This is a genomic window from Streptomyces sp. NPDC046308, from assembly GCF_055588065.1.
In genome coordinates this window covers 377,310-401,885 of record NZ_JBVJFB010000007.1, presented here as the reverse complement: position 1 = coordinate 401,885, position 24,576 = coordinate 377,310, and the positions used below count along the sequence as shown (strand labels likewise).

The 24,576-nt window shown below is 73.8% G+C and carries 22 protein-coding genes; 9 read left to right on the top strand and 13 right to left on the bottom strand.

The genetic code is table 11. The annotated features are described in order from the left end of the window. The 3 genes from ACZ6JT_RS27830 to fxsA all read right to left on the bottom strand — a co-directional run bounded on the left by ACZ6JT_RS27830 (position 1) and on the right by fxsA (position 3,271). On the bottom strand, positions 1-735 hold the full coding sequence (locus ACZ6JT_RS27830) for an AAC(3) family N-acetyltransferase (RefSeq protein WP_469213933.1): 735 nt from the start codon (positions 733-735) through the stop codon (positions 1-3). 89 nt (positions 736-824) lie between these two features. Further along, the gene (fxsBH, locus tag ACZ6JT_RS27825; RefSeq protein WP_469213826.1) at positions 825-3,077 is read right to left on the bottom strand and encodes a radical SAM/SPASM protein FxsBH, inactivated beta-hydroxylase extension form; all 2,253 of its coding nucleotides are present in this window, start codon (positions 3,075-3,077) and stop codon (positions 825-827) included. Positions 3,078-3,106: 29 nt separating this feature from the next. Beyond that, a complete protein-coding gene (gene fxsA, locus ACZ6JT_RS27820) occupies positions 3,107-3,271 on the bottom strand; it encodes an FxSxx-COOH cyclophane-containing RiPP peptide (protein ID WP_469213824.1) in 165 nt (54 codons plus the stop codon). A 338-nt stretch (positions 3,272-3,609) separates the two neighbouring features. Between fxsA and ACZ6JT_RS27815 the strand changes: the two genes are divergently transcribed. Further along, the gene (locus ACZ6JT_RS27815) at positions 3,610-4,185 is read left to right on the top strand and encodes an NADPH-dependent FMN reductase (protein WP_469213822.1); all 576 of its coding nucleotides are present in this window, start codon (positions 3,610-3,612) and stop codon (positions 4,183-4,185) included. Here the strand turns inward: ACZ6JT_RS27815 and ACZ6JT_RS27810 are convergent. Both ACZ6JT_RS27810 and ACZ6JT_RS27805 read right to left on the bottom strand, forming a co-directional pair. Further along, positions 4,163-5,065, bottom strand: a complete 903-nt coding sequence (locus ACZ6JT_RS27810) for an alpha/beta fold hydrolase (RefSeq protein WP_469213821.1) — start codon at positions 5,063-5,065, stop codon at positions 4,163-4,165. The genes ACZ6JT_RS27815 and ACZ6JT_RS27810 overlap by 23 nt on opposite strands. Before the next feature lie 511 nt (positions 5,066-5,576). Continuing rightward, positions 5,577-6,647: a DUF3533 domain-containing protein gene (locus tag ACZ6JT_RS27805; protein WP_469213820.1), complete on the bottom strand. Its 1,071-nt coding sequence runs from the start codon at positions 6,645-6,647 to the stop codon at positions 5,577-5,579. Positions 6,648-6,803: 156 nt separating this feature from the next. On the opposite strand from ACZ6JT_RS27805, the gene ACZ6JT_RS27800 reads away from it, so the two are divergent. The 3 genes from ACZ6JT_RS27800 to ACZ6JT_RS27790 all read left to right on the top strand — a co-directional run bounded on the left by ACZ6JT_RS27800 (position 6,804) and on the right by ACZ6JT_RS27790 (position 12,464). After that, positions 6,804-10,451: a DNA polymerase III subunit alpha gene (locus ACZ6JT_RS27800; protein WP_469213816.1), complete on the top strand. Its 3,648-nt coding sequence runs from the start codon at positions 6,804-6,806 to the stop codon at positions 10,449-10,451. Continuing rightward, positions 10,448-11,446 (top strand): DNA polymerase Y family protein, encoded by a 999-nt coding sequence (locus ACZ6JT_RS27795; RefSeq protein ID WP_469213814.1) that lies wholly within the window; start codon positions 10,448-10,450, stop codon positions 11,444-11,446. The genes ACZ6JT_RS27800 and ACZ6JT_RS27795 overlap by 4 nt, the downstream gene beginning before the upstream one ends. Before the next feature lie 157 nt (positions 11,447-11,603). Next, the gene (locus tag ACZ6JT_RS27790; protein WP_469213812.1) at positions 11,604-12,464 is read left to right on the top strand and encodes an esterase/lipase family protein; all 861 of its coding nucleotides are present in this window, start codon (positions 11,604-11,606) and stop codon (positions 12,462-12,464) included. 35 nt (positions 12,465-12,499) lie between these two features. Here ACZ6JT_RS27790 and ACZ6JT_RS27785 read toward each other — a convergent pair whose 3' ends face one another. Further along, the gene (locus ACZ6JT_RS27785) at positions 12,500-13,582 is read right to left on the bottom strand and encodes a lytic polysaccharide monooxygenase auxiliary activity family 9 protein (RefSeq protein ID WP_469213811.1); all 1,083 of its coding nucleotides are present in this window, start codon (positions 13,580-13,582) and stop codon (positions 12,500-12,502) included. Between the two features lie 257 nt (positions 13,583-13,839). On the opposite strand from ACZ6JT_RS27785, the gene ACZ6JT_RS27780 reads away from it, so the two are divergent. Further along, a complete protein-coding gene (locus ACZ6JT_RS27780) occupies positions 13,840-14,205 on the top strand; it encodes a hypothetical protein (RefSeq protein ID WP_469213808.1) in 366 nt (121 codons plus the stop codon). A 56-nt stretch (positions 14,206-14,261) separates the two neighbouring features. On the opposite strand, the gene ACZ6JT_RS27775 is transcribed toward ACZ6JT_RS27780, so the two are convergent. After that, complete coding sequence (locus ACZ6JT_RS27775; protein ID WP_469213806.1) at positions 14,262-14,744, bottom strand: ribonuclease FAU-1 family protein; 483 nt, start codon at positions 14,742-14,744, stop codon at positions 14,262-14,264. Then, positions 14,741-15,718: a GNAT family N-acetyltransferase gene (locus tag ACZ6JT_RS27770; RefSeq protein WP_469213805.1), complete on the bottom strand. Its 978-nt coding sequence runs from the start codon at positions 15,716-15,718 to the stop codon at positions 14,741-14,743. Before ACZ6JT_RS27770 ends, ACZ6JT_RS27775 begins: the two co-directional genes overlap by 4 nt. 70 nt (positions 15,719-15,788) lie before the next feature. On the opposite strand from ACZ6JT_RS27770, the gene ACZ6JT_RS27765 reads away from it, so the two are divergent. Continuing rightward, entirely contained in the window at positions 15,789-16,175 is a 387-nt protein-coding gene (locus tag ACZ6JT_RS27765; protein WP_376617860.1) for a GntR family transcriptional regulator, read from the top strand. Between the two features lie 104 nt (positions 16,176-16,279). Here ACZ6JT_RS27765 and ACZ6JT_RS27760 read toward each other — a convergent pair whose 3' ends face one another. Next, positions 16,280-17,413 carry a DUF5925 domain-containing protein gene (locus ACZ6JT_RS27760; protein ID WP_469213802.1) on the bottom strand — a complete coding sequence of 378 codons (1,134 nt, stop codon included), beginning with the start codon at positions 17,411-17,413 and terminating at the stop codon, positions 16,280-16,282. A 170-nt stretch (positions 17,414-17,583) separates the two neighbouring features. Between ACZ6JT_RS27760 and ACZ6JT_RS27755 the strand changes: the two genes are divergently transcribed. Beyond that, positions 17,584-18,384 (top strand): SGNH/GDSL hydrolase family protein, encoded by an 801-nt coding sequence (locus ACZ6JT_RS27755; RefSeq protein ID WP_469213931.1) that lies wholly within the window; start codon positions 17,584-17,586, stop codon positions 18,382-18,384. On the opposite strand, the gene ACZ6JT_RS27750 is transcribed toward ACZ6JT_RS27755, so the two are convergent. Beyond that, positions 18,354-20,063 carry a serine/threonine-protein kinase gene (locus ACZ6JT_RS27750; RefSeq protein WP_469213800.1) on the bottom strand — a complete coding sequence of 570 codons (1,710 nt, stop codon included), beginning with the start codon at positions 20,061-20,063 and terminating at the stop codon, positions 18,354-18,356. The two genes, ACZ6JT_RS27755 and ACZ6JT_RS27750, sit on opposite strands and share 31 nt — an antisense overlap. Before the next feature lie 279 nt (positions 20,064-20,342). Here ACZ6JT_RS27750 and ACZ6JT_RS27745 point away from each other — a divergent pair, with 279 nt between their 5' ends. Beyond that, the gene (locus ACZ6JT_RS27745) at positions 20,343-20,612 is read left to right on the top strand and encodes a hypothetical protein (RefSeq protein WP_267760327.1); all 270 of its coding nucleotides are present in this window, start codon (positions 20,343-20,345) and stop codon (positions 20,610-20,612) included. A 49-nt stretch (positions 20,613-20,661) separates the two neighbouring features. Here the strand turns inward: ACZ6JT_RS27745 and ACZ6JT_RS27740 are convergent, their stop codons facing one another. From ACZ6JT_RS27740 to ACZ6JT_RS27730, 3 genes are read right to left on the bottom strand one after another with little or no spacing between them, the layout of a single operon-like run. Continuing rightward, positions 20,662-21,894 (bottom strand): CaiB/BaiF CoA transferase family protein, encoded by a 1,233-nt coding sequence (locus ACZ6JT_RS27740; protein ID WP_469213798.1) that lies wholly within the window; start codon positions 21,892-21,894, stop codon positions 20,662-20,664. Between the two features lie 56 nt (positions 21,895-21,950). Further along, complete coding sequence (locus ACZ6JT_RS27735; protein WP_469213796.1) at positions 21,951-22,748, bottom strand: ABC transporter permease; 798 nt, start codon at positions 22,746-22,748, stop codon at positions 21,951-21,953. Then, the gene (locus ACZ6JT_RS27730; protein ID WP_469213794.1) at positions 22,745-23,704 is read right to left on the bottom strand and encodes an ATP-binding cassette domain-containing protein; all 960 of its coding nucleotides are present in this window, start codon (positions 23,702-23,704) and stop codon (positions 22,745-22,747) included. The genes ACZ6JT_RS27735 and ACZ6JT_RS27730 overlap by 4 nt, the downstream gene beginning before the upstream one ends. A 73-nt stretch (positions 23,705-23,777) precedes the next feature. Here ACZ6JT_RS27730 and ACZ6JT_RS27725 point away from each other — a divergent pair, with 73 nt between their 5' ends. Next, positions 23,778-24,503, top strand: coding sequence for a TetR/AcrR family transcriptional regulator (locus ACZ6JT_RS27725; protein ID WP_469213793.1), 726 nt, complete (start codon positions 23,778-23,780; stop codon positions 24,501-24,503). The last annotated feature ends 73 nt before the right edge of the window (positions 24,504-24,576 follow it).

The following is a 24,576-nucleotide window of genomic DNA, read 5'->3' as shown; positions in this document are numbered from 1 at the left end:
TCAGCGTCTGTTTTCGGTCATCCAGTCAAGGGCGTGGTCAACGGCATCCGGGAGGGAGAAGAGCATGGTCGCCGCCCCTCCCACCCGCCCCCTGCGGACCCGGGAATCCGGGAACGCCCCGCCGATCTCCGCGAAATCCCCGTCGTCGAGCGCGACGTCCTCGTAGGCGGTCCACGCCCCCTCCCGCCCGCTCCCTCGCCGCTCCGGAAGGTTCACCTTCACCACACACTCGTACATGCGCAAGGGGGGCTTCGGAATTCGGTACTCCGCGAGATGGAAAGCCGTGCAGACCGAAAACCCCACATTGATCATGAGTACCTGACCGCCCTCCCAGCACAACTTTCCCAGCGGCGACTCCTCACCCAGGTGGCTTTCGAGGCGGTGCCCGGAACAGAGCCGCTCCGCGTCCGCGCCGAGGGCGGCGAAAGACGTCTGCGGATGGGCGCTGCGCGCGGCGCCCGGCGCGGTGCGCACGGCCTCCGCGAGCGAGCCCATGCCCTGGCTCGGGCTGCTCGCCGGATCGAAGGCGGGCATCCGCTCCCGGAAGGCCCGCACCCCGGACTCGTCCAGACCGGCGATCCGCTCCAGATGGGCACTGGAGGTCTTGGAGTTCTCGGGAGTGAACGCCGGGACCACCAGGGTGCCGCGCGGACCGAGGACCCCCGTCAGGGCGTCGCGCAGCTGCTCGGCGCGCAGCCCGGTCCCGCCGAGGCCGGCGTGCACCAGGAGCCGCATCCCGGGGCGCACCCCGAGCAGCCGCAGCTGCACGGCCAGCTGGAGCGTGCCGGTGCCGGTGCCGGTGCCGGCACCGGTGGTGGTGGCGCTCACGCGTCGACCGCCTTCAGTTCGTAGCGGAGCTCCGCGACGAGGCGCTTGCCGGTGACGGTCAGCTCGGCCGCCTCCGAGAGACGGTCCAGGGCCCGGTGGATGCGGTCCGCGCCACCCGGCTCGGGGGCCGCGGTGGCCCGCCGGTACGCCTCCACCGCCACCCGCTCGTGCACGTCGGCCAGCAGCCGCGACACCGGCACCGGCCGCTCCCGCCACGGCGAGGGGTGCTGCCACTCCCCGTCCAGCGCGTACAGGTCGGCCACCTCGGTCAGGGCCCGCAGCCGGGTCCGCCGCCGCCCGGTCAGCAGCGCGAGCGCGGTCTCCCGCACCCCCGCCGCGTACGGCACCCCGAGCGCCCCCGGACCGTGCCGGCCCGCCTCGCCCCAGCCGCCCGCCCGCGGACCGCCCGCCAGCGGGGTCAGGGTGGTCAGACCGGCCGCCGCCGCCCGGGCGAACCCGGGCACCGCCTTGTGCAGCAGCGCCCACGCCCGGTCCAGCCTGCCCCGCCACTCCTCGGCCTCGCCCGCGCCGAGCCGGAGCCGGGGCGGGCGGGGGAAGCAGTTGCGGTACGGGTCGAGGTCCTCCAGCGCCACCGGGGCCGCGTCCGGCCCGGGCGACCAGGTGCGTACGGGCTGCCAGCGCGCGTCCCCCGCGGCGGGCCCGAAGCGGTGCTCGGTGCGCCCGTCCCGTACCGCGTACCCCTCATCGGTGACGCGCAGCACGGCCCGGCCCTCCGTGCCGGGCTCCCCGAGCCGCAACAGCCCCAGCGTCGGCAGGTACACCTCCCCGTCCCGGTAGGCCACCTCGGCCGGCAGGTCCAGCCCGCCGCGCAGGACGGCCGCGACGGCCAGCGCGGTCAGCCTGCGCGCCGCCTCCGGCCCGTCCTGGCGGCCCTCCCGGGCGGCGTCCAGGGACGCCAGCACCCAGGTCCGGGTGAAGGGGTGGTCCAGTACGGCGTCCAGCGCGTCCGCACCCGCCTCCCCGGCCTGCTCCACGGCGGCCAGCAGCTCCCAGGCGCGTGCCCAGCCGGGCTCGGCGCCGAGGTCCGCGTGGAGCCGGGCCAGCAGGATCCGGGTCAGCTCCTCCTGGGAACGGGCGAGTTCGGCCGGATCGGAGAGCTGCGGCGCGGTCTCGCGCAGGGCCGTGCGGCCCTCGACCCCCTCCACGAGCTCGCGCAGGTCGGTGCAGTAGACGGAAGGGTTGTCGAAGCCGTTCCGCTCGCGGTAGCGATGGGTGTACAGGCCGCCGCCGCACGAACGTACGACGGGGCACCGGCGGCACGAGTCGCTGACGCCCGCGAGGCCCAGCTGCCGGGCACGGACCCCGGGATGGGCCGCGACCTGGTCAAACGCATGGTCGAAGACGTTGAACCCGGTGGCCGCGGCCCCCTCGAAGGCGCTCTTGAGGGAGTCCACCTGCTCCAGGGTCCCGTCGGTCTCGACGACGACGAGGTCCGTGGGCGCGAGACCGAGCGACTCGGTCAGGCTGGGGCCGCCGCGCAGGGTGGAGAGCAGGGACTCGAAGAGCCGTACGGGCACCGGGCGGCCGAGGCGCTCCCAGTGGTCGAAGATCCGCAGGAGCCAGCGGGCGTACGCGTCGGGGGCGCCGTCGGGGCGGACCGGAGGGGTCTCCCAGGTGGCGTGCGGAAGGAGGAAGTCCACGCGCGGCGGCTCGAGTTCGACGAGCGCGTCAAGGACGGCCACGGGGTCGTTGGCCACGTCCACGGTGCAGAGCAGGCCCTGGTAGAGGTGGCGGTAGGGCTCCGAGCGGAGCAGGGCGACGGCCGCCAGGACCAGCGGGTGGCTCGTCCGGCCGTCCGCGAAGCGGCGGTGGCGGTCGTTGGCGGCGCGGTCCCCGTCGAGGGAGATGCCCACCCGGACGCCGAACTCGTCGAAGAGGTCGAGGTAACGGGTGCTGAGCTGGAGGCCGTTGGTGTGGATCCGCAGGTCGAGGTCTGCGGTTCCGGTGAGCGCCCGGCTGAACTCCTCGCACACGAGGCGGAGCCGGGCCGTGCCGGCCAACAGGGGTTCCCCTCCATGGAGGATCACCGTGACGGAGGGGAGTGCATGGTCACGGGCATGTTCGGCGAGCCGCGACGCGGTATGCGAAATTACCTCGGGGGAGATCACTTTCGGCCGGGCTCGCCAGCTCTGATCTGCGTGTTCGTAGACATAGCAATGATCACAAGCAAGATCGCATCTGCTGTGAACTTTCAGGACGATCTCGCGAAATGCGATCAGGCCGGTCATTCCACCAGTCTAGAGCGCTTACTTCGGCGTCAGAGCGCGGAGTTGAAGATCGGTGCCTGAACCGGACGACCGGATTCAGCCGGCAGTACGCGACCGAGCGTCGCCGCCGCGGACGCGGCGTGGACGTCGATCTTGCCGAGCGGGATCCGGCGGGCCTTGATCGTGCTGGTCGCGGGGGTTGCGGAAGTGTTCACGACACCGTCCTCGGGGAAGCCATGTGGAATGGGCATGTGAATGACAACAGCGACGCGCTGCCGTCAAGCGTGGACTTTACTCGGCCACACCCCATTGGCAACCGAGACATGACGCCTGGTCAACCGTTCTATGGCGAGCCCGGGGTAATTCTCGACGTGGCTTATTCGGCCGTTCGCCGGACGGCAAGATCCATTTCTTCCGCCGGCGGACCCGGGCCGGGATCCGGACGGGGATCCGGCCGGGAGCCGGCCGCGAGCCGCACCCGGGTCCGCCCGGGGCGGGCGAGCGCCGCCACCCGGCGCCGACCTGGGCGGATCCGCCTCGGTAGGTTGGCCGGATGACCACGCCGCCCCTGATCCTCCTGCTGTCCGGAAGTCTGCGCGCCGGTTCCTCCAACGAAGCGGTGCTGCGCACCGCCCGGGCCGTCGCCGCCGAGACCCCCGCCCGCCTGCGCACCCGCCTGTACGACGGGCTGGCGACGCTGCCGCACTTCAACCCCGATGACGACACGGACCCGTTGCCCGCACCGGTGGCCGGGCTGCGCGCGGCGATCGCCGGGGCGGACGCGATCCTGGTCTGCACCCCGGAGTACGCGGGCACCCTGCCCGGATCGTTCAAGAACCTCCTGGACTGGACCGTCGGCGGTACCGAGATCGGCGACAAGCCCGTGGGCTGGGTGAACGCGGCCGCCCCGGGCCGCGGCGGGGGCGCGGAGGCCACGCTGCGCACGGTCCTCGGCTACACCGGCGCCGCGGTGGTGGAGGAGGCCTGCGTACGGATCCCGGTGACCGGGGCGATGTCCGGCCGGGACGGGACGGTCGCCGACCCGGAGGTCCGGGCGCGCATCGGCGAGGTGCTCGGCGTCCTGGCCGGCCGGGCCGGCCACAGCACTAGGCCGGCTGCTGTTCGCTGAGAGGCGGGAGGGGCAGCTCGCGCAGCAGCCAGTTGAGTACGTCGGGCAGTGCGCGCAGGGCCGCGAAGTGCGCGGCGGCCGGCTCGATGGCGGTGGTGGCCCCCGGGATGCGGCGGGCCAGCCAGCGGGAATGGCCCACGGGGGAGAACACGTCGAGCTCCCCGTGCCAGATCAGCACCGGACAGCGGATGTCGGCCGGGTCGAAGCCCCAGGGGCGGCTGAAGGCGAGGACGTCGTCGATCCAGCCGTACGCCGAATGGCGCAGCCCCTCACGGTAGTTCCGCAGCAGCATCGACCGCAGGCCCGCATCCGAGACGATCATGCGGTCGTTGTCGGTGAGCTCCCGGCGCAACTCGTCCAGCAGCCGGCCGGGGTCCTTGCGGATGCCGTCGGCGCGGGGGATCAGGCGGGCCGCCAGCTCCTCGGGGTCGGTGGTGGCGGTGGTGTACTCCTTGACGTTCGACGCGGCCATCCCGGCGAACCAGTCCAGGTCCTCCGCGTCCCGGGGGGCCAGGCCGACCATGGCCGCGGTGCGGGTGACCCGGTCCGGGAGCAGGGCGGCGCAGGCGAGGGCCCCGGCGGCGCCGCCGGAGCGGCCGGCCACCGCGAACGTGTCCAGGCCGAGGGCGTCGGCGACGGCGGCCACGTCCTGGGCCACGTCGGCGACGGTGCGGCCCACGTGACGGTCGGAGCCGCCGTAGCCGGGTCTGTCGTAGGCGATGAGCTGCATGCGGCGCTGGTAGAGAACCATCCCCCGGGGGGCGGGACCCAGGCGGCTGCCGGGCATTCCGTGGAGCAGGAAGACGGGTTTGCCGTCGGGATCGCCCCAGCGCTCCACGGTCAGGTCGCGGCCGTCCGCTGTGCGCACCTGATTGCGCACGCGCTCCCTCCTCCACGATCGGTGCGAGTCGTCACCGAGATTGTGCTCGCTGGGGGAGGAGCGCGGTAGGGCGCACTTCGTGCGAAATTATTGTGAAAGCCTTCACAAGAGCGTGGCGGCTTTCGGGCCCCTGGTATATGCCCAGGTCAAGAAGGGTCCCTTGGGGGGTGAACGGGCGTGAACGCCCCTTCGGCCCGACCGGAAAGGACTTTTTCGGCACGGATGCTTCCGCTTTTGCGCGTCGAATTGAGAAAGCCGGCCGGTGCGAAATGAAGGACCCGGACGCGGCGCGTCCGGCCAAGGGGAGTGGGGACGTGCCGGGGTGTCCCCGCAGGACGAGCGCGCAACCCAGGCCATAGGGCCGTGACGTGCCCGCAGGCGCGAGCCGAGGAGACACCCCGGCGCGGCACCGCGGACCGACCTCCGCCGCCAAGCCCGCTGGAAGTCGCGCCGAGCCGCCCGCAGGGCAACCCGCCGCTTCGCACCCGCCGAGCCGCCGGCAGGGCAACCCTCACGCCGCCGAGCCGCCCGCAGGGGCAAGGTCCGGGCGGGCCTTGCGGAAGACCGCGCAGGCCAGGGTGATCGCCGAGCCGGCCACCGCCCAGGCGGCGAGCACCAGCATCGGCCCGCCCGCGCCGTTCCCCCGGAAGTACGTGATGGAGCGCGCGGCATACGTACCGGCGCCCGGCGGCAGGGCCGGGCCGATGGCGCTCCAGAACGGCGGCAGCAGCGGGTACGGGTAGGCGCCGCCGGCGCTCGGGTTGCCGAGCACCACCACCAGCAGGATCGCCAGGCCGATGCCGATCACGCCCGCCAGCCCCTGGAAGGCGAGGGTGACCGCGCCGACCGCGAAGACGACCAGGGTGCCCAGCCCCCACAGGCCCAGGATGTTGCCGGGCAGCGCGCCCAGGACCGGGCCGGCGATGACCGTACCGAGCAGCCCGGCGGCGAGCGCGTACAAGAGCAGTGCGCCGAGCCGGATGACGGCGCGGTGTCCGTTGGCGGGCCGGGCGCCGGCGCTGATCGCGAGGATCGCGGCGCACAGGTAGCCGCCCACGCACCAGCCGATGACCAGGTAGAAGGAGCTCAGGCCGCGGCTGTCGCCCTTGCCGGCCGGGGCCACGTCGGTGACCCGCAGGGTCCGGCCCTGGGTCTTCTCGACGAAGCCGACGACCTCTTCCACGGCCTGGGACAGCGAGGCGCCGGCGCCGGAGGCGACCAGCAGCCGGTCGGTCGTGCCGCCCGGGTCGACGACCAGCGCGGCGTCGACGTCCCGGTGCCTGACCTGGTCGAGGGCCGCGGCCTCGTCCTTGACCACGCTGGGGTCGAGCGGTTCGCCGGGCAGGGCGCCGAGCTGTTTCGCCGTCTGCTCGGCCACCGGCGCGAGGGGGGCGGTCACGGCGATCGGGATCTCGCTGGGCTTCGGATGGTGGAAGGCCCCGATGTACGAGGTGATGAAGGCGAGCTGGAGGACCAGCACCCCCAGGACCAGCAGGGCTGCCCGGGTGGTCACGGCGTCCTTGACCTCGGCGAGGAAGCCCGCGGACGGGCCTGCGTCGGTGGTCTCGGTGGGCTGGGTCATGTTCCACACGCTCGGCGTACCGAGGGCGGGGCGCAGCAGGGGAGGGCCGAATGGATGACCTCAGAGGATCGAACAAGTGTTTCGCACGGATATTCGAATTGCTCTATGGTGGGGATGGGGGAGGAGGTGTTCAACGAGCGAAGCAGGAGGCCGCGGGTGCCTGGTTTTACGCATCTGCACACCGTTTCGGGGTTCTCCATGCGCTACGGAGGCTCGCACCCCGAACGGCTGGCGGAGCGTGCCGCCGAGCGGGGCATGGACGCCCTCGCCCTGACCGACCGCGACACCCTCGCGGGCGCGGTGCGGTTCGCGAAGGCGTGCGTGAAGGCGGGCATCCGGCCGTTGTTCGGGGTGGACCTGGCCGTGTCGTCCGCGGCGGGGTCGGCCGGGTCGGGGGGCTCGGCCGGCTCCGCCGGATCCGGCGGCAGGGCGGGCTCCGCCGAGGCCTCGTACCGCCGCCGCACCCCCGTCAAGGGCGGGGCCTTCGTCGACGAGTCCGCCGCGCGGGCCGTCTTCCTGGCCCGGGACGGCGCCGCCGGATGGGCCGAGCTGTGCCGGATGGTCACCGCCGCCCACGCGGGCGGCGCCCCCACCGGTACCGACGCCGGTGAGCCGGGCCGGACCGGGGCCGACGGCGCCGCGTCCCCGCGGGTGGCCGGCGGGCAGCCGGTGCTGCCCTGGTCGGCCCTGCGCGGGGAGGCCGTCTTCGTCCTCCTCGGGCCCGGCTCCGAAGTGGGCCGCGCGCTCGCCGCGGGCCGCCCCGACCGGGCCGCCCGGCTGCTCGCGCCCTGGCGGGAGATCTACGGCGACTCCCTGCGCCTGGAGGCCGTCCACCACGGCCGCACCGGCACCGGACCCGGCTCGCTGCGGCTGGCCGCCCGTACCGTCGGCTTCGCCGCCGAACAGGGCGTCCCGGCCGTGCTCACGAACGCCGTCCGCTACGCCGACCCCGGCCAGGGCCCGGTCGCCGACATCCTCGACGCGGCCCGCCGCCTGGTCCCCATCGACCCCCGCGGGCCCCTCGACACCGGCGAACGCTGGCTCAAGGCCCCCGCCGCCATGGCCGAGGCCGCCGACCGCATCGCGCAGGCGGCCGGGCTGCGCCCCGCCGACGCCAGGCGCCTGCTCGCGGAGACCTCCCGTACCGCCGGGGCCTGCGCCGTGGACCCCGAGGACGACCTCGGCATGGGCTCCGTGCACTTCCCCGAGGCCCGGCTCGTCGGCGCCGCCCACCGCAGCGCCCAGCGCGTCCTCGCCTCCCGGGCCTCGGCGGGCATGGTGCTGCGCGGGTACGCGGACGACCGCGCGTACTGGGAGCGGATGCACCACGAGCTGGACATCATCGCCTACCACGGCTTCGCCTCGTACTTCCTGACGGTCGCCCAAGTGGTGGACGACGTAAGGGAGATGGGGATCCGGGTGGCCGCCCGCGGCTCCGGAGCCGGCTCCCTCGTCAACCACCTGCTCGGCATCGCGCACGCCGACCCCGTCGCGCACGGCCTGCTGATGGAACGCTTCCTGTCCAAACGTCGGCGCGTGCTGCCCGACATCGACATCGACGTGGAGTCCGCCCGCAGGCTGGAGGTCTACCGACGCATCATCGACCGGTTCGGCACCGAGCGGGTCGCCACCGTCTCGATGCCCGAGACCTACCGGGTGCGGCACGCCGTCCGCGACGTCGGCGCCGCCCTGTCCATGGACCCGGCCGTCGTCGACAGGCTCGCCAAGTCCTTCCCGCACATCCGGGCCCGCGACGCCCGCGCCGCGCTGGCGGAACTCCCCGAACTGCGTGACGTACGGGGGGAGTCGTACGGACGGCTGTGGGAACTCGTCGAATCGCTCGACGCGCTGCCGCGCGGGATCGCCATGCACCCGTGCGGGGTGCTGCTCTCCGACGCCTCGCTGCTCGCCCGTACGCCCGTGGTGCCCACCAGCGGCGAGGGCTTCCCCATGTCCCAGTTCGACAAGGACGACGTGGAGGAGCTCGGGCTGCTCAAGCTGGACGTGCTGGGCGTACGGATGCAGTCCGCGATGGCGCACGCCGTCGCGGAGGTCCGGCGCGGCACGGGGGAGGAGCTCGACCTGGACGACCCGGAGCAGGTACCGCCGGGGGACCGGGCCACCTACGAGCTGATCCGCTCGGCCGAGACCCTGGGCTGCTTCCAGATCGAATCGCCGGGTCAGCGCGACCTGGTGGGGCGGCTGCAGCCGTCGACCTTCCACGACCTGGTCGTCGACATCTCCCTCTTCCGGCCGGGGCCGGTGGCCGCCGACATGGTGCGGCCCTTCATCGAGGCCCGGCACGGGCGGGCGCCGGTCCGCTTCCCGCACCCGGACCTGGCGGACGCGCTGCGCGACACGTACGGGGTGGTGGTCTTCCACGAGCAGATCATCGAGATCGTGCACGTCATGACCGGCTGCGGGCGCGACGAGGCGGACCGTGTGCGGCGCGGGCTGTCGGATCCCGGCTCGCAGGCGCGGATCAAGGTCTGGTTCGCGGCGCAGGCGGGCGGGCGCGGCTATCCGGCGGAGGTGATCGCGCGGACCTGGGAGATCGTGGAGGCCTTCGGCAGTTACGGCTTCTGCAAGGCGCACGCGGTGGCCTTCGCCGTGCCCACGTACCAGTCGGCATGGCTGAAGGCGCACCACCCGGCGGCCTTCTACGCCGGGCTGCTGACCCACGATCCGGGGATGTACCCGAAGCGGCTGCTGCTGGCGGACGCGCGGCGGCGGGGCGTGCCGGTGCTGCCGCTGGACGTGAACCGGTCGGCGGCCGCCCATCGCATCGAACTGGTGTCCGATAGTGCTGTGCGGGCGGTGTGGGGGCTGCGCCTGGGCCTGTCCGACGTCCACGGCATCAGCGGGGCCGAGGCCCACCGGATCGAGGACGGACAGCCGTACGCCTCCCTGCGCGACTTCTGGGACCGGGCGCACCCCGGCCGCCCGGTCGCCGAACGACTGGCACAGGTGGGTGCGTTGGACGCCTTCGGCGCCAATCGGCGTGACCTGCTGCTGCACTTGACCGAACTGCACGGCGCCCAGCGGGCCGCCGGGGTGCGCGGTCCCCAACTCCCGCTGGAGGGCGGCCGGTCCACAGCCTCCGTAGGGCTGCCCGACCTCACCGAGGCGGAACGGCTCAGCGCCGAGCTGGGCGTCCTCGGCATGGACGCCTCGCGCCACCTGATGGGGGACCACCGCGCCTTCCTGGCCGAGCTGGGAGTGGTCCCGGCGCACCGGCTGCGGGACACCGCGCACGGGCAGACGGTCCTGGTCGCGGGGGCCAAGGCGGCCACCCAGACCCCGCCGATCCGGTCCGGGAGGCGGGTCATCTTCACCACCCTGGACGACGGGACGGGCCTGGTCGACCTCGCCTTCTTCGACGACAGCCACGAGCGCTGCGCGCACACCGTCTTCCACTCCTTCCTGCTGCTGGTACGCGGTGTCGTGCAGCGGCGGGGCCCGCAGAGCCTGAGCGTGGTCGGGGCGGCGGCGTGGAACCTGGCGGAGCTGGTGGAACTGCGGGCGGCGGGCGGTCTGGACGCGGTGGCGGCCCGGCTGGCGGCCGAGCCGGCCGCCTCCGGCGGTGACGGCGGTGACGGCGGTGACGGCGGTGACGGTCGTGGTAGCGGTGACGGGGCGGCGGAGGGGCAGGTGCAGGGGCAGACGCAGGAGCAGGTCCCCGGGCGCCGGATCCGCATGTCCACGGGGTACGAGATGAACCCGTGGGCCGACCTCCAGCCCCCGGGCACCGGCCCCGCGACCGGCCGCAAGCTGTGGCACTCCAGCCCGGGGAGCGCGGGATGAGCACCGTGATGTGCCTGCGGCTGAGCCCCGCCGGCGGCGGACCGCTCGGGGCCGAGGCGTACGCCGGGGTGCTCGCGCTGCTCGGCGGGATCACCCCGGCCGTGCAGGCCCTGGCGCCCGACACCGCCCTCGCCGATGTCCGGGGCGCGCTGCGCTACTTCGGCTGCGACGCCCGCCGGCTGGCCGCCGTGGTCCGGGTCCGCTCCCTCGCCCTGTACGGCGTGGACGCCGCCGTCGGCGTGGCCGGCAACCCCATGCTGGCCCGGGCGGCGGCCCGCGAGACCCGGCCCGGGGACACCCTGGTGATCCCCGACGAGCCCGCCGCCGTACGGGAGTTCCTGGCGGGCAAGCCCGTCACCGTCCTCGACGGGGTCGGCCCCCGGGCGGCCCGCACCCTGTGCTCCTACGGCCTCGACTCCGTCGGCCGGGTCGCCGAGGCCCCGCCCGCCGCCCTGCGGCGGATCCTCGGCGCCCGGCTCGGCCGCGAGGTGCACGAACGCGCCCTCGGCGTCGACCGCACCCCCGTCCGTCCGGGCGCGGCCGCCCGCACCATCGCCGCCGAGCGGCTCTTCGACCGGGACGAGCTGGACCCCGTACGGCACCGGCGGGCCCTGCTCTCGCTGACGGAGGAGCTCGGCGCGAGGCTTCGTACACAAGGGCCGGGCCGGGGGCAGGTCTGCCGGGCCCTCTCGCTCACCGTCCGCTGCGCCGACCGCACCACGCTCACCCGCACCCGCACCCTGGCCGAACCCACCGCCCACTCGGCCACCCTGACCGCAACGGCCTACGCCCTCTACGAGGGCCTCGGTCTGCAACGGGCCCGGGTCCGCGCGCTGTCCCTGCGGGCCGAGGGCCTGACCCCGGCCGAACAGGCCGTGCGACAGCTCAGTTTCGACCCCGAGGACGACAAGGCGCGCCGGCTGGAAGCCGTCACGGACCGGGTCCGCGCGCGCTTCGGGCCGCAGGCCATCGCCCGTGGCTCACTGGCCGCCTGACGGTCGATCGGACGACACGCGAGTTTTTACCGACGCGTAACTTCCCTGTGTTGCTACTCACCCGTAATTTAGCGGCAGCAGCGCCCCCTTGTGATCCGGATCACGGGACGAACCCCCACGCCCCATCCCCTTGAGTCGAACGCAAGGAGATCACACGATGCTGCCCTGGAGACGCCTGCTCCGCCCGCTGGCCGTCCTCGCCCTCACCGCCGCCGCACTCGTCGCCCCCACCGGCACGGCGCAGGCCGCGTCCGCCCCCAGCAGCGGCTGGAACAACTGGTCGTGCAAGCCGTCCGCCGCGCACCCGCGCCCCGTCGTCCTCGTGCACGGCACCTTCGGCAACTCCGTCGACAACTGGCTCGGACTCGCGCCGTACCTCGTGCACCGCGGGTACTGCGTCTACTCCCTCGACTACGGGCAACTGCCCGGCGTGCCCTTCTTCAACGGGCTCGGCCCCATCGACAAGTCCGCCGGACAGCTCGACGTCTTCGTCGACAAGGTGCTCGCCGCCACCGGCTCCGCCAAGACCGACATCATCGGCCACTCGCAGGGCGGCATGATGCCGCGCTACTACCTGAAGTTCCTCGGCGGCGCCCAGAAGGTCAACGCGCTGGTCGGACTCGCCCCCGACAACCACGGCACCACCCTGCTCGGCTTCACCAAGCTGCTGCCGTACTTCCCCGGGGCCGAGGACCTGATCAGCACCGCGACCCCGGGCCTCGCCGACCAGATCGCCGGATCCGCCTTCCAGCAGAAGCTGAACGCGGGCGGGGACACCGTCCCGGGGGTGAAGTACACGGTGATCGCCACCCAGTACGACGAGGTGGTCACGCCGTACCGGAGCGCGTTCCTGAACGGGCCCGACGTGCGCAACGTCGTACTCCAGGACCTGTGCGTACTGGACCTCTCGGAGCACGTCGCCATCGGGCTCACCGACCGGATCGCCTGGCACGAGGCGCTCAACGCCCTCGACCCGGCCCACGCCGAACGGACCACCTGCGCCTCCGTCTTCGACTGACGGACGGCGGCGCGGGCGGTCCGCGGCGTTCATGGCTAGCGGCCGTGGCGGCCCGCCGTCGTCGCACGGCGGCGGGCCACTGCGAACAGCACGGCCGCGCCGACGGCCAGGGCGCCGGCCCCGGCGATCGCGATCGCCGGGGTGGCGCCGTTGCCGCCCGTCTCCGCGAGGTTGCGGCCGGCCGTGGACGGGGAGGGGGCCGGGAGGGCGGCGGCGGTGCTGCCGTTCGTCTTCGGGTCGTTGTCGCCGTGGCCGTTGTGCTCCACCGTGGACTTGTCCGCTCCCGCTGCGATCTGCTGGTCCGTCGGGGCCGAGGGCTGGTCGGACGGCTTGTCGGACGGCTTGGACCCGGTGCCGGCGCCGGTGCCGGTGCCCGTGCCCGTGCCGGGCTTGGAACTCGGCGACGCCCCCGTGCCGGGCTTGGTGCTCGGCGTGGTGCCGGCGCCGCCGTTGCCGCCGCCCCCGCCCCCGTTGTCCTTGCCGAAGACCACGTCCGAGCAGGTGTAGAAGGCCTCCGGGCTGTCCGAGCGCTGCCAGATGCTGTAGATCAGGTGGCGGCCGGACTTGTTCGGGACGGTCCCCGAGAAGACGTAGTCGCCGTTCTGCATGCCGGGGTCCGTGGCCTTCGCGAACGGCGCGGGCTCCAGGTCGGACCACTTCAGCGGCTTCGTCGGGTCGTACCCGTCCTTCGTCACGTACAGCTCGAAGGAACCCTTGTGCGGGGCCGTGCCCTTGTAGCGGAAGGTGTGCGCACCGGCGGTCATCGGGCTGGCCGGCCAGTCGGCCCGGGCCAGGTCGAGTCCCTGGTACTTGTCGTTGCCGGCGGAGCACAGCTGGCCGTTCGGGATCAACGCCTGGTGGTTACCCGCCGCGTTGGCGATGTTCACCGCGTTCCAGTCGTAGAACGCCTGTGCCCCGCCGGCCGCCACGGCCGCCTTGCAGGCCGCCGACTTCGGCGCTTCGGGGCCCTCCGCGTAGCAGGCCGCCACCCGGCTGACCGGGTCCGTCATCGAGCCGTGCGCGACCGCCGGAGCAGCGGCGTAGACGGCCAGCGCCAGCGGGGCGATACCTGCGGAGGCGACACGGGTCAGCGTCACGGTGCGGCGGCGTGCGGGCATGGGTGGATCTCCTTCGGGCACGAGGCGGGGGCGCGCCAGCGGAATCGGAATCGGGCCCAGCGGCGCCGCCCCCCGGCGGCGCCACCTGCGGCCCTTCCTGTCCTGGCCCGGCCAAGCTAGCCCCCCGCACCACGCCTTTCGCCTGCTCCGACCCCCTGGAGCGGATCCTTAGGGTCCCGTTAAGGGAGGAGTAAGGACGGGCTCAGGAAGGAGCTTCGGGTGGGTGGCCGCCCGGGTGTGGGGGCTACGCTCCGAGGATGAGGCGAGCAGAGGTTCTCAAACGAGTCATCGGCATCCTCACGGAGGCCCAGGAGATCCGCCGGGCGGCGGAGGCAGGCGAGGACGACGACGGCCCGGAAACGGACAGCCACGTGGTCACCAACCTGCTGAACGAGATGCTGCCCTCGATCAGCGTGCCGGCCGACTCGTCCCCCGAACAGGTGGCCCGCCTGGTCGCGCAGGCGCTCGGACCCGCCTTGCAGACCATGGTCGCCGGGTTCAGCCTGGCCTTCACGAGTCTCGCCATCGAGCACGACAGCGGCCAGACGGACGTCTCCGCGATCGAGGTCCTGCAGCGGCTCGCCCTGGAGGTGGAGGCCGGGTTCTTCGACGAGGAGGCATAGCCGGCGGGCCGGGCGGGCCGGGCGGTACGGGGGCCTGCCGCACCCGGCCGCCACCCCTACGCGGTGAGGGCGCGCAGGCCGGCCGCGGAGCGGGCCTGGTCGTCCAGGGCGTCGAGGGCGCGCACGGCCTGGGCGGCCGCCTCCGGGTCGCTCGTGGCGAGCCCGCTCTCGGCGAACTCGTCCTCGTCCAGCCGCAGCACGGAGCTGACGTCCGCCGAGACCCACAGGTCGAGGTCCAGGTCCTCCACGAGGATCTCCCCGGCCCGCACCAGGGCCGGGCGGGTCACGTCGCAGTACCAGCCCTTGAGGACGCCGTCGCCGGTCCACACCTCCTTGATCGCGTACCAGCGCGTGCGCCAGAAGTGCTCGACGAACACGTCGCCCGGCTCGAAGCGGACGAAGCCGAAGTCGCGCACCCCCTCGGCCGCCCAGGGGGCACGTACGGAGATCCGGTCACCGTCGTCGGCGACCCGCGTCGCCGGATAGCGGATCTTGGTCCGTCCGGCCTTGGTCAGGACGACGGTCAGCTGCTCGGTCACGCTGTCTCCCGTTCCTTCGTGCGTTGCTGCGTGCGTTGCTTCGCGAGTCTCTTCGTGTAGCGCGTCTCGGTCGCGCAGATCTCGTACCCGAACCCCTTGTTGACGGCCAGCATCGGGGCGTTGCCGGCGTCGTTGCCGGTGAAGGCCTCGGTGTAGCCGGCCGTGCGGGCCCGGTGCAGGGATGCCGTCTTGACGAGCTTGGCCAGCCCCCGCCCGCGGAAGGCGCGCAGGGTGCCGGTCATCCCCGAGGCGTAGCGGGTGGCGCCGTCGGTCCGGGCGAGCGTGAAGGCGGCCACCACCCCGTCGACCAGCACGACCGTGGTGAGCTCCTTGTCGAGGGAAGGGCTGTTCCACGTGTGGCCGAGCCAGTCCTCGTAGTCGTCGAACTCGGCCGCGATGTCACTCGGCTCGTCCGCCGCCGTCTCGGCGTCGGCCTCGAAGAGCGGCCGGGGGTCGGCGGCGAAGGCCGAGCCCGAACGCAGTTCGACCCCGGCCGGGAGCGGCCGCGGGAGCGCGGGCAGCGCGGCCGCTGCCAGGTCCAGGCGCAGGAAGTGCGCGGACCTGCCGGGGAGGTAGCCGCGCCGCTCGGCGAACGCGCGGTGCGCGGGCTCGTCGAGCACCCAGGCGTACGCGTCCACCGCACCCCGCGCCGCGAGGTGCTCCTCGGCCGTGCGGAGCAGGAGCAGGCCGGCGCCCCGACCCCGGTGGGCCTGGTCGACGTACACGTTGACGTATCCCTGGCCGGGCTCCGGGCTGTCGTGGGCGATACCGGTTTCGGCCGTGCCGACGACCTCGCCGCCCGGGGCCTCGGCGACGAGGACGCGGTGGTGGCTCGCGGGGTGGACGCAGGACAGCTCGTGGGCCACGCCCTCGGCCGTGTTGATCATGAAGGGCAGGACCGCCCGACGGACGCGCACGACGGACGCCGCGTCCGAGAGGTCACCCGGGCGGAGGTCGCGGATCGATGCGATCATGCGGCAGACGCTACGGGCGCTTTCGCGCGGACGCCTCCCAATTAACCGGCGATGGGGGACAATCACCCGCGTGACCTCGACAAACCTGAAGATCACCCTTGACGGCTCGGCCGGGTCGGCCGCCCCGTACGAACAGCTGCGCGCGCAGATCGCGGACCGGGCCCGGTCGGGGAAGCTGCCGGCGGGCTTCAAACTGCCGACGGTGCGGGGGCTGGCGGAGGAGCTCGGGCTGGCCGCGAACACCGTGGCGAAGGCGTACCGGGCGCTGGAGGCGGACGGGGTGATCGAGACGCGGGGCCGGAACGGGACCTTCGTCGCGGCGGCGGAGGGCGCGTCCCGCGAGGCCGCGTCTGCTGCGCAGGCCTATGCGGAACGGGCCCATCGGCTGGGCCTCACCCAGGCCGAGGCGGTCGCGGCCGCCACCGAAGCCCTCCGGGCCCGGTACGCCGCCCGCTGACCGTTCCGGCCCCGCCGGCGTTCGAGGGGCGGGGTTCGGAGTGGAGCCCCGAGAGGTTCCGCCGTCGCAGGCGACACGCGACCGCAACCGCCCCTGCGGCGCGGCTACAGGTACAGCCCCGCCTCCGAGCTGTGTGGCTGCGGCGGCAGGAGCGCCGCCGGGCCCGAGCCGCGCCGCAGGGCGAAGAGTTCCGCCAGGCTGGCGCCCTCGCGGGAGACGCCCTCGTCCGTGCCCAGCCAGTCCACCGCCTCCCGGTGGGTCAGCCGGCCGACCTCGATGCGGGCCAGGCAGCGCCCCGGCCGGACCACCGCGGGGTGGAGCCGTTCCAGGTCCTCGTTGGTCGTCACGCCGACCAGTACGTTGCGGCCCTGCCCCAGCAGTCCGTCCGTGAGGTTGAGCAGCCGTGACAGCGCCTGCCCGGCGGTGTGCCGCGCCTCGCCGCGGATCAGCTCGTCGCAGTCCTCCAGCAGCAGCAGCCGCCAGCGGCCCTTCGACGTGCCCTCGTCCTCGCCGATCGCGATGTCCATCAGGTAGCCCACGTCGTTGAACAGCCGTTCCGGGTCCAGTACGCAGTCCACCTGGCACCAGTCCCGCCAGGACCGGGCCAGCGTGCGCAGGGCGGAGGTCTTGCCGGTGCCGGGCGGGCCGTGCAGCAGGAGGAGCCGGCCCGCGATGTCGTCCGGGGTCACCTTCATCAGCCGGTCCATCGCCCCGGCCACCGGCGCGGTGTAGTTCGGCCGCACCTCGGCCCAGGTCCCGGCCGTGATCTGGCGGGTCGTCCGGTACGGCCCGCGGCGCGGGGAGACGTACCAGAAGCCCATCGTGACGCTCGAAGGCTGCGGTTCGGGTTCGTCCTGCACCCCCTCCGTGGCCTCGCCGAGCACCTTTTCCGCGAGTTCCTCGCTGACCGCCGTCACGGTCACGTCCGCGCCGCGGCTCCAGCGGGAGACGAGCACGGTCCAGCCCTCGCCCTCGGCGAGGACGGCGCTGCGGTCGCTGTCGCGCGCCGAGCGCAACACCGAGGCACGCGGCGGCAGGAGGGTCGCGTCCGCCTTGACCCGCTCGATCGACACGCTGTGCGAGTACGGCTGCTCACCGGTGGCGAACCGGCCGAGGAACAGCGCATCGACGACGTCCGACGGCGAGTCGCTGTCGTCGACGTTGAGCCGGATCGGCAGCGCGTCATGCGGGTTGGCTGGCATGGCGCCCATGATCCGGCACACCGTGCCCTCGTGCACCCGTGTTTCGCCGGATCGGGTGCCCCCGTTCCCTCTTCAAACGCCTTCGGAGTGAAGATTCGGGCCGCAACTCTGCCCCGAACATTCTTGGCATGGACACTTCCAGACAGGCTCGGCTGCTTGTACCACGGACTCAGGAGTAACCCCCACAAGGAGCCGCACACATGAGCATGAGACTGTCGCGCTTCGCTGCCCTCACCTCCTCCGTCTTACTCGCCGCGGGCACCGCCCTGTTCGGCGCCTCCCCGGCCACCGCCGCCGCCGACTTCGGCTACGTCGCCCTGGGCGACTCGTACTCCTCCGGCGTCGGCGCCGGCGGCTACGACAGCGCCAGCGGCAACTGCAAGCGCACCCCCCGCGCCTACCCGGCCCTCTGGGCCGCCGCCCACTCCCCCCAGACCTTCTCCTTCACCGCCTGCTCGGGCGCCCGCACGGGCGATGTCCTCGCCAACCAGCTCGCCCCGCTCAACTCTGGAACCGACCTGGTCAGCATCACCATCGGCGGCAACGACGCCGGATTCTCCGACGTCATGACGACCTGTGTGCTCCAGTCCGAAGCCACCTGCGTGAGCCGCGTGAACCAGGCCAAGGCCTACGTGGACTCCACCCTCCCCGGCCAGCTCGACCAGGTCTACAACGCCATCGACAGCCGGTCACCCGCCGCCCGCGTCGTCGTCCTCGGCTATCCCCGCTTCTACAAGCTGAACGGCACCTGCACCACCGGCCTGACCGAGGGCGAACGCGCCGCCATCAACGGCGCCGCCGATTACCTCAACGCCGCCATCGCCAAACGCGCCGCCGACCACGGCTTCACCTTCGCCTCGGTCGCCGGAGCCTTCACCGGTCACGAGATCTGCTCCGGCAACGCCTGGTTGCACAGCGTCAACTGGCTGAACATCGGCGAGTCGTACCACCCGACCGCCGCCGGGCAGTCCGGCGGCTACCTGCCCGTCTTCACCAACGCGGCCTGATCCGCACCGCCGGCCGCGGGGCTCGCCGCCGCGCTCGCCGTCGGCGAGGGCGGTGACGCACTCGCCGCGGGGGACGAGGCCCCGGCCGTCGGACTCTCCCTCCTGCACGTCACGGAGGTGGCCACCCACTGGGTGGTCACCTCCGCCGGCCCCCGCACCTCCAGCCGGACCGCGTCCTCGAAGGTCGTGTCCGGGACGTGCGCGAGCTCGAAGTGCTCCAACTGCCGGCTGCGCGCCCCGCCCGCCTCGTAGATGACGGACTGCCAGCCGGGTCCGGAGGTCCGCCCGCTCCGCGTGGCCCAGCGGTACTCCAGCACCACCGGGACCCGCTCCACCTCGACGGTGGCCGTGAAGGCGGGCGCCTGGTCCTCGGGTGGCGGACAGCCGCCCGTGTAGGTGGAGCGCACGGCGACGACCGACACCGAGACGTGCCCACCCGCGGTGGCCGAGGCGGAAGCCGAGGCCGAAGCCGGTGGCGAGGCGGACGGAGCGGCCGAAGGGCTCGTGGTGACGGTCCGGGCCGTGCTGCTCGCCGCGCCCGTCGGAGCGCCCGGGCCGCCACCGCGGCCGTCCGCGTCCCCGCGGTCCTTCAGCAGCAGCCACCCCAGCGCGATCAGGGCGAGCGCCAGCACCGCGATCCCGGCGGCCGGCACCAGCCCGGCCCGGCCCCCGCGTTCCGCCGGGCCCGCCCCCGGTCCCGGTACGGGCACCGGCGCCGTGGGCCGCCCGTACGGTCCCGCCGGCGCGCCGTGGCCCGCCCGTGCTCCACCACCCCGCGCCTCGAGCCCATGGCGCGCGACGGCCGTCGGCGCGTCCGGGCCCGACAGCGGCCCGCCCGAGGCCCGTACGGCCCCGCCCGCGCCCACCACCCGCAGCATCCGGGCCGCCTCCGCCGCGGACAGCCGCTCGGCCGGGTCCTTGCGCAGCAGGCCCTGCAGTACGGGCTCCAGCGGCCCGGCCCGGCGCGGCGGCGGCAACTGCGCGTCCACCACGGCCCGCAGGGTGTCCAGCGGGGTGGCCCGCCGGAACGGCGTGGCACCCTCGACGGCCGCGTAGAGCATGACCCCGAGCGACCACAGGTCCGATCCGGGCCCCCCATCGCGACCCAACGCCCGCTCGGGCGCCAGGAATTCGGGGGATCCGACCACCTCGCCCGTCATGGTGATCGCGGAGGAGCCCTCCAGGCTCGCGATGCCGAAGTCGCCGAGCACCACCCGGCCGTCATTGGCGATCAGCACGTTGCCCGGCTTCACGTCCCGGTGCAGCACCCCCGCGTCGTGCGCGGAGCGCAGCGCGGCCAGCACCTGTTCCCCGATGTGCGCGGCGCGCTGCGGGGTCATCGGCCCCTCGGCCTCCAGCACGTCGGCCAGCGAGAGCCCGCGCACCAGCTCCATCACGATCCAGGGCCGCCCGCCCTCGGACGCCACGTCGTAGACGGTGACGACCCCGCGGTGGGAGACCCGCGCCGCGGCCCAGGCCTCCCGCTCCAGCCGCCGGTACATGCGCCGCAGTTCGGCGGGGTCCAGTCCGGCGGGCGCCCGTACCTCCTTGACGGCCACGTCTCGCGCCAGGACCTCGTCGCGGGCCCGCCACACGATGCCCATCCCGCCGCGGCCGATCGGTTCCAGCAGCCGGTAGCGCCCCGACACGACGCGATCGGAGTTCGTTTCCTCACTCACACGGCCCCCCGAGTGCGTCACCGCGCGCCCGCGTGTCATCGGGCGATCACTCCAAGTTAGCGCAGTGCGCGCCAAGTGACCCCGGTCGTGACGGGACTCGCGGCACGGCCTTCCACAGCGTCACCTCTGTGCGGAGAGTGACGGCCGACTCCGCTGAGTAACCGTCAACTACCCGTCCCCATAGGGGTAATTCACACCACCGGGATACCCGGGGGCGACGCCGGGGCGATAGGGTTAACCTGCCCGGGCCGGGTGCCCTCGTACGGGTGGGGAGAGAACATGGAACAGATAGCTATGCGCAGCAGGCCGCCTCGCGTGCCTGCCATCACCTGCGGCAGCGGTGCGACCAGCTCGCGCCTCGACCGCCATCTCGCCGTGCTGGGCGGACCCGCCCTCCCGCACCGCGAGACCGCCGAGGCGACGTTGCTGATGCGCGAGCTCACCTCCCGCGACCACACGCACCGTCTGCGGAGCCGGAGCGCGCGCGTCTCGCTCTTCGCGCCGCTGCGCCGTCTGCGTCGCACGCTCTTCGGCAGCCGCCGTTCGTAACCGTCCCCGCACCGCGGCCGCTCGCCCTCGGGCCGGCGGCCTCCCGGCCCTACCCGATCACACCGTCCCGGCGCAGTTCCGAGATCTGCGCGTCCGCCATCCCCAGGGCGCGCAGCAGGGCTTCGGTGTGTTCGCCCAGCGCGGGCACCGCACCCATGTGCGGTGCCGCGCCGCCCGGCAGCCCGATCGGCGGCAGCAGGGCCCGCAGCGGACCGGCCGGTGACCCCACCTCCCGCCAGCGGTCCCGCGCCGCCAGCTGCGGATGCCCGGCCAGCTGGGCCACCGAGTTCAGCCGCGCGCAGGCGATGCCCGCCGCCTCCAGCCGACCGATCGCCTCGTCCGCGCCCAGCCGTCCCAGCGCCTGCGCCACGACCGCGTCGGTCTTCTCCCGGTTCGACGTGCGTGCCGTGTTGGTCGCGTACGCCGGATCGTCCGCCAACTCCGGCCGTTCGAGCACCTGTCGGGCGAGCCGGGCCCACTCGCGGTCGTTCTGCACCGACAGCAGCACGCGGTCGCCGTCCGCCGTCGCGTAGGCGTCGTACGGGGCGATCACCGCGTGCGCGAGTCCGGTGCGCACGGGCTGCTCCCCGCCGTGCATCGTGTGGTGCAGCGGATGCCCCATCCACTCGGCCAGCGCGTCCAGCATGGACACCTCGACCCTGCCCCCGCGCCCGGTGACCCCCCGGCGCAGCAGCGCGGCGAGGACGCCCGAGAAGGCGTACATGGCCGCCGCGATGTCCGCCGCCGGGATCCCCGCCTTGACGGGCTGCTCCGGGGTGCCCGTCACCGACACCAGCCCCGCCTCGCACTGCACGAGCATGTCGTAGGCGCGCTTGTGGGCGTACGGGCCCTCGGGGCCGTAGCCGGAGACGTCCACGGCGACCAGCCGCGGGTAACGCGCGCACAGCGCGGCCGAGTCGAGGCCGAGGCGGGCGGCGGCGCCCTGCGCGAGGTTCTGCACGAACACGTCGGCTCCGGCCAGCAGGCCGTGAAGCACCTCCCGGCCGCGCGGGTCCTTCAGGTCGAGCGCGATCGACTCCTTGCCCCGGTTGGCCCAGACGAAGTGCGAGGCGAGTCCGTGCGCGGCGGTGTCGTAGCCGCGCGCGAAGTCGCCGCCGTCGGGACGCTCGACCTTGACCACCCGTGCGCCGAGGTCGGCGAGCTGTCGGGTGGCGAAGGGGGCCGAGACGGCCTGTTCGACGGCGACGACGGTGATGCCCTCCAGCGGGAGCGGTTCGGGGTCCGGTTCGGAGGACGGTTCGGGAGCCGTTGCGGTAGCCATGGGCCCTGCCTACCGGCTCGGACGGGAACTGTCACCACACGCGGTGGTGACATGCGTCATCCGCGCGCCGCCTCCCCGCGGGCGAACCTGCGCGTGGCCAGGGGCACGAACAGCGCGAGGAGCAGCACTGACCACAGCAGGGCCCCGGCCACGGGATGCGCCGCGGGCCAGGCCGCGCCCGCCGGCGGCTCGGCCCCGGCGTTCCCGCACAGCTCGCGCACGGCGGTGGCGACGGCGCTGATCGGGTTCCACTCGGCGACCGCGCGCAGCCACCCGGGCAGCCCGGCGGTCGGCAGGTACGCGCTGGACAGCATCGGCAGGATGAACGTGGCGCTGCCGAGCTGGCCCGCCGCCTCCTCGCTCCTGCTGAGCAGGCCGAGGTACGTGCCCACCCACGCGGTGGCGAAGCGGAACAGCAGCAGCACGCCCAGGGCGCCCAGTGCGCCGGGCAGGCCGTTCTCGATCCGCCATCCCATCGCCAGCCCCACCAGCATCAGCGGCACCATCGACACACCCGTGGTGAGCAGATCGGCCGCCGTCTGACCGAGCGGGACGGCGGTGCGGCTCATCGGCAGGGTGCGGAAACGGTCCATCACGCCGCGGTGGGCGTCCTGCGCCGCCGTGAACATGCCGGTCATCAGGCCGTTCGCGGCGGTGGCCGCGAGTAGCCCGGGCACCAGGAACTCCCGGTACTCGGCGCCCGGCATGGCGAGGGCGCTGCCGAAGACGTAGCCGAAGAACAGCAGCATGGTGATCGGCATGGTCTGGGTGAGGACCAGCAGCGCGGGGGCGTGGCGGGCCTTCTGGAGCTGACGGGTGAAGACGGCTCCGCCGTCGGACAGCAGGGTGCTCATGCGGCGTACTCCTGGTCGGCGGGACGGGCCCGGGTGAGGCGCAGGAACACCTCGTCGAGGGTGGGCGGGCGCAGAGCGGCGTCGGTGACCGGAACGCCGGCGGTGTCGAGCTCCCGGATGATCCGGGGCAGGGTGAGGCCGCTGTCGAGGACGGTCGCGCCGACGGTCAGCCGCTCCTCGTCGAGCACGGGCCGGCCCCCGGTGAGCTGGTCGAGGACGCAGGCGGCACCGGACAGCGCCGCGCGGTCGGTGACCGTGACCTCCGCGTGGGCGCCGATGCGGGCCTTGAGCGCGGCCGGGGCGCCGGTGGCGGCCACCCGGCCGCGGTCGACGACCACGATGTCCTCGGCGAGTCGGTCGGCCTCCTCCAGGTACTGGGTGGTGAGCAGCACGGTGGTGCCCTCATCGGCGAGTTCGCGCACCGCGGTCCAGATCTGCTCCCGGGCCGCCGGATCCAGGCCGGTGGTGGGCTCGTCGAGGAACAGCACCCGGGGGCGGGTCACCAGCCCGGCGGCCAGGTCCAGGCGCCGCTTCATGCCGCCGGACCAGGTGCCGGCCACCCGGTCGGCGGCCTCGGCGAGCCCGAACCGCTCCAGCAGTTCGTCGGCGCGGGCCCGGCCCGCGGAGCCGCGCAGTCCGGCGAGCCGGGCGAAGAGCCGGAGGTTCTCGCGGCCCGTCAGGTCCCCGTCCACGGAGGCGTACTGGCCGGTGACCCCGATCGCGCGGCGGACGGCCGCGGGCTCGCGGGTGACGTCGTGGCCGGCGACGAGCGCGCGGCCGGCGGTGGGCGTCGTGAGGGTGGTGAGGATCCGGACGGCGGTGGTCTTGCCCGCGCCGTTGGGGCCGAGGAGGCCGCAGACCGTGCCCTCGGGGACGGTGAGGTCGAGGCCGCGCAGGGCGTGGACCTCCCCGTAGCTCTTCTCCAGACCTTCACTAAGTACAGCGTACGTAGTCATGCGCGACACCGTACCTCACTACGTACGGCGTACGTAACTAAGATGGGGGCGAGACGACGAGGTGATCTGAGCGATGACAGCCGGCGGGCGACCCGCTGAACCCGAAGTGATCTGGTCCCGGCCCCAGCGGGCCGGCCGCGGCCCGAGGCCCGCGCACAGCCGTGAGTCCATCGCGGCCGAGGCGGTGCGCGTCGCCGACGCGGAGGGGATCGAGGCCGTCTCGATGCGGCGCGTGGCCAGCGGGATCGGTGCGGGGACGATGTCCCTCTACAACTACGTGCCGCGCAAGGAGGACCTGTACGAGCTGATGGTCGACGCCGTCAGCGGGGAGTACGAGTTCACCCCGCCGACGGGCGACTGGCGGGCCGACCAGCTGGCGCTGGCCCGGCAGACGCGCGCGCTGATGCACCGCCACCCCTGGCTGCCGCGGCTGCTGAGCCCCGTGTACGGCTTCGGCCCGAACGCCCTGCGCTACCTGGAGCACAGCCTGGACTGCCTGGCGCCGCTGGACGTGCCCGACGGTGAGAAGCTGGAGCTCGTCGCCGCCGTCAACGGCACTGTCGCGGCTTACGTGGCGAGCGAGCTGGCACTGGCCGAGCGGGCCCGGACGCTGCCGTGGAGCGAGGCGGAGGAGCAGGGCGTACGGACGGCCTGGCTCGCCTCCCGGCTGGCCACCGGGGACTACCCGAGGCTGGCGGCGGCCCTCACGGGCGGCGGCCCGGTCCCGGGCGCGGGTCTGGACATGGACGCGGTGTTCGACCGTTCGGTGTCGCGGCTGCTGGGGGCGTGGGGTCCGTAGGACCGCGCGTGCGCGGGTGTCGGGCGCGCGGGTCGGTCCACGACACGCCGGCTCGTGCACGTGGGCCTCGTGC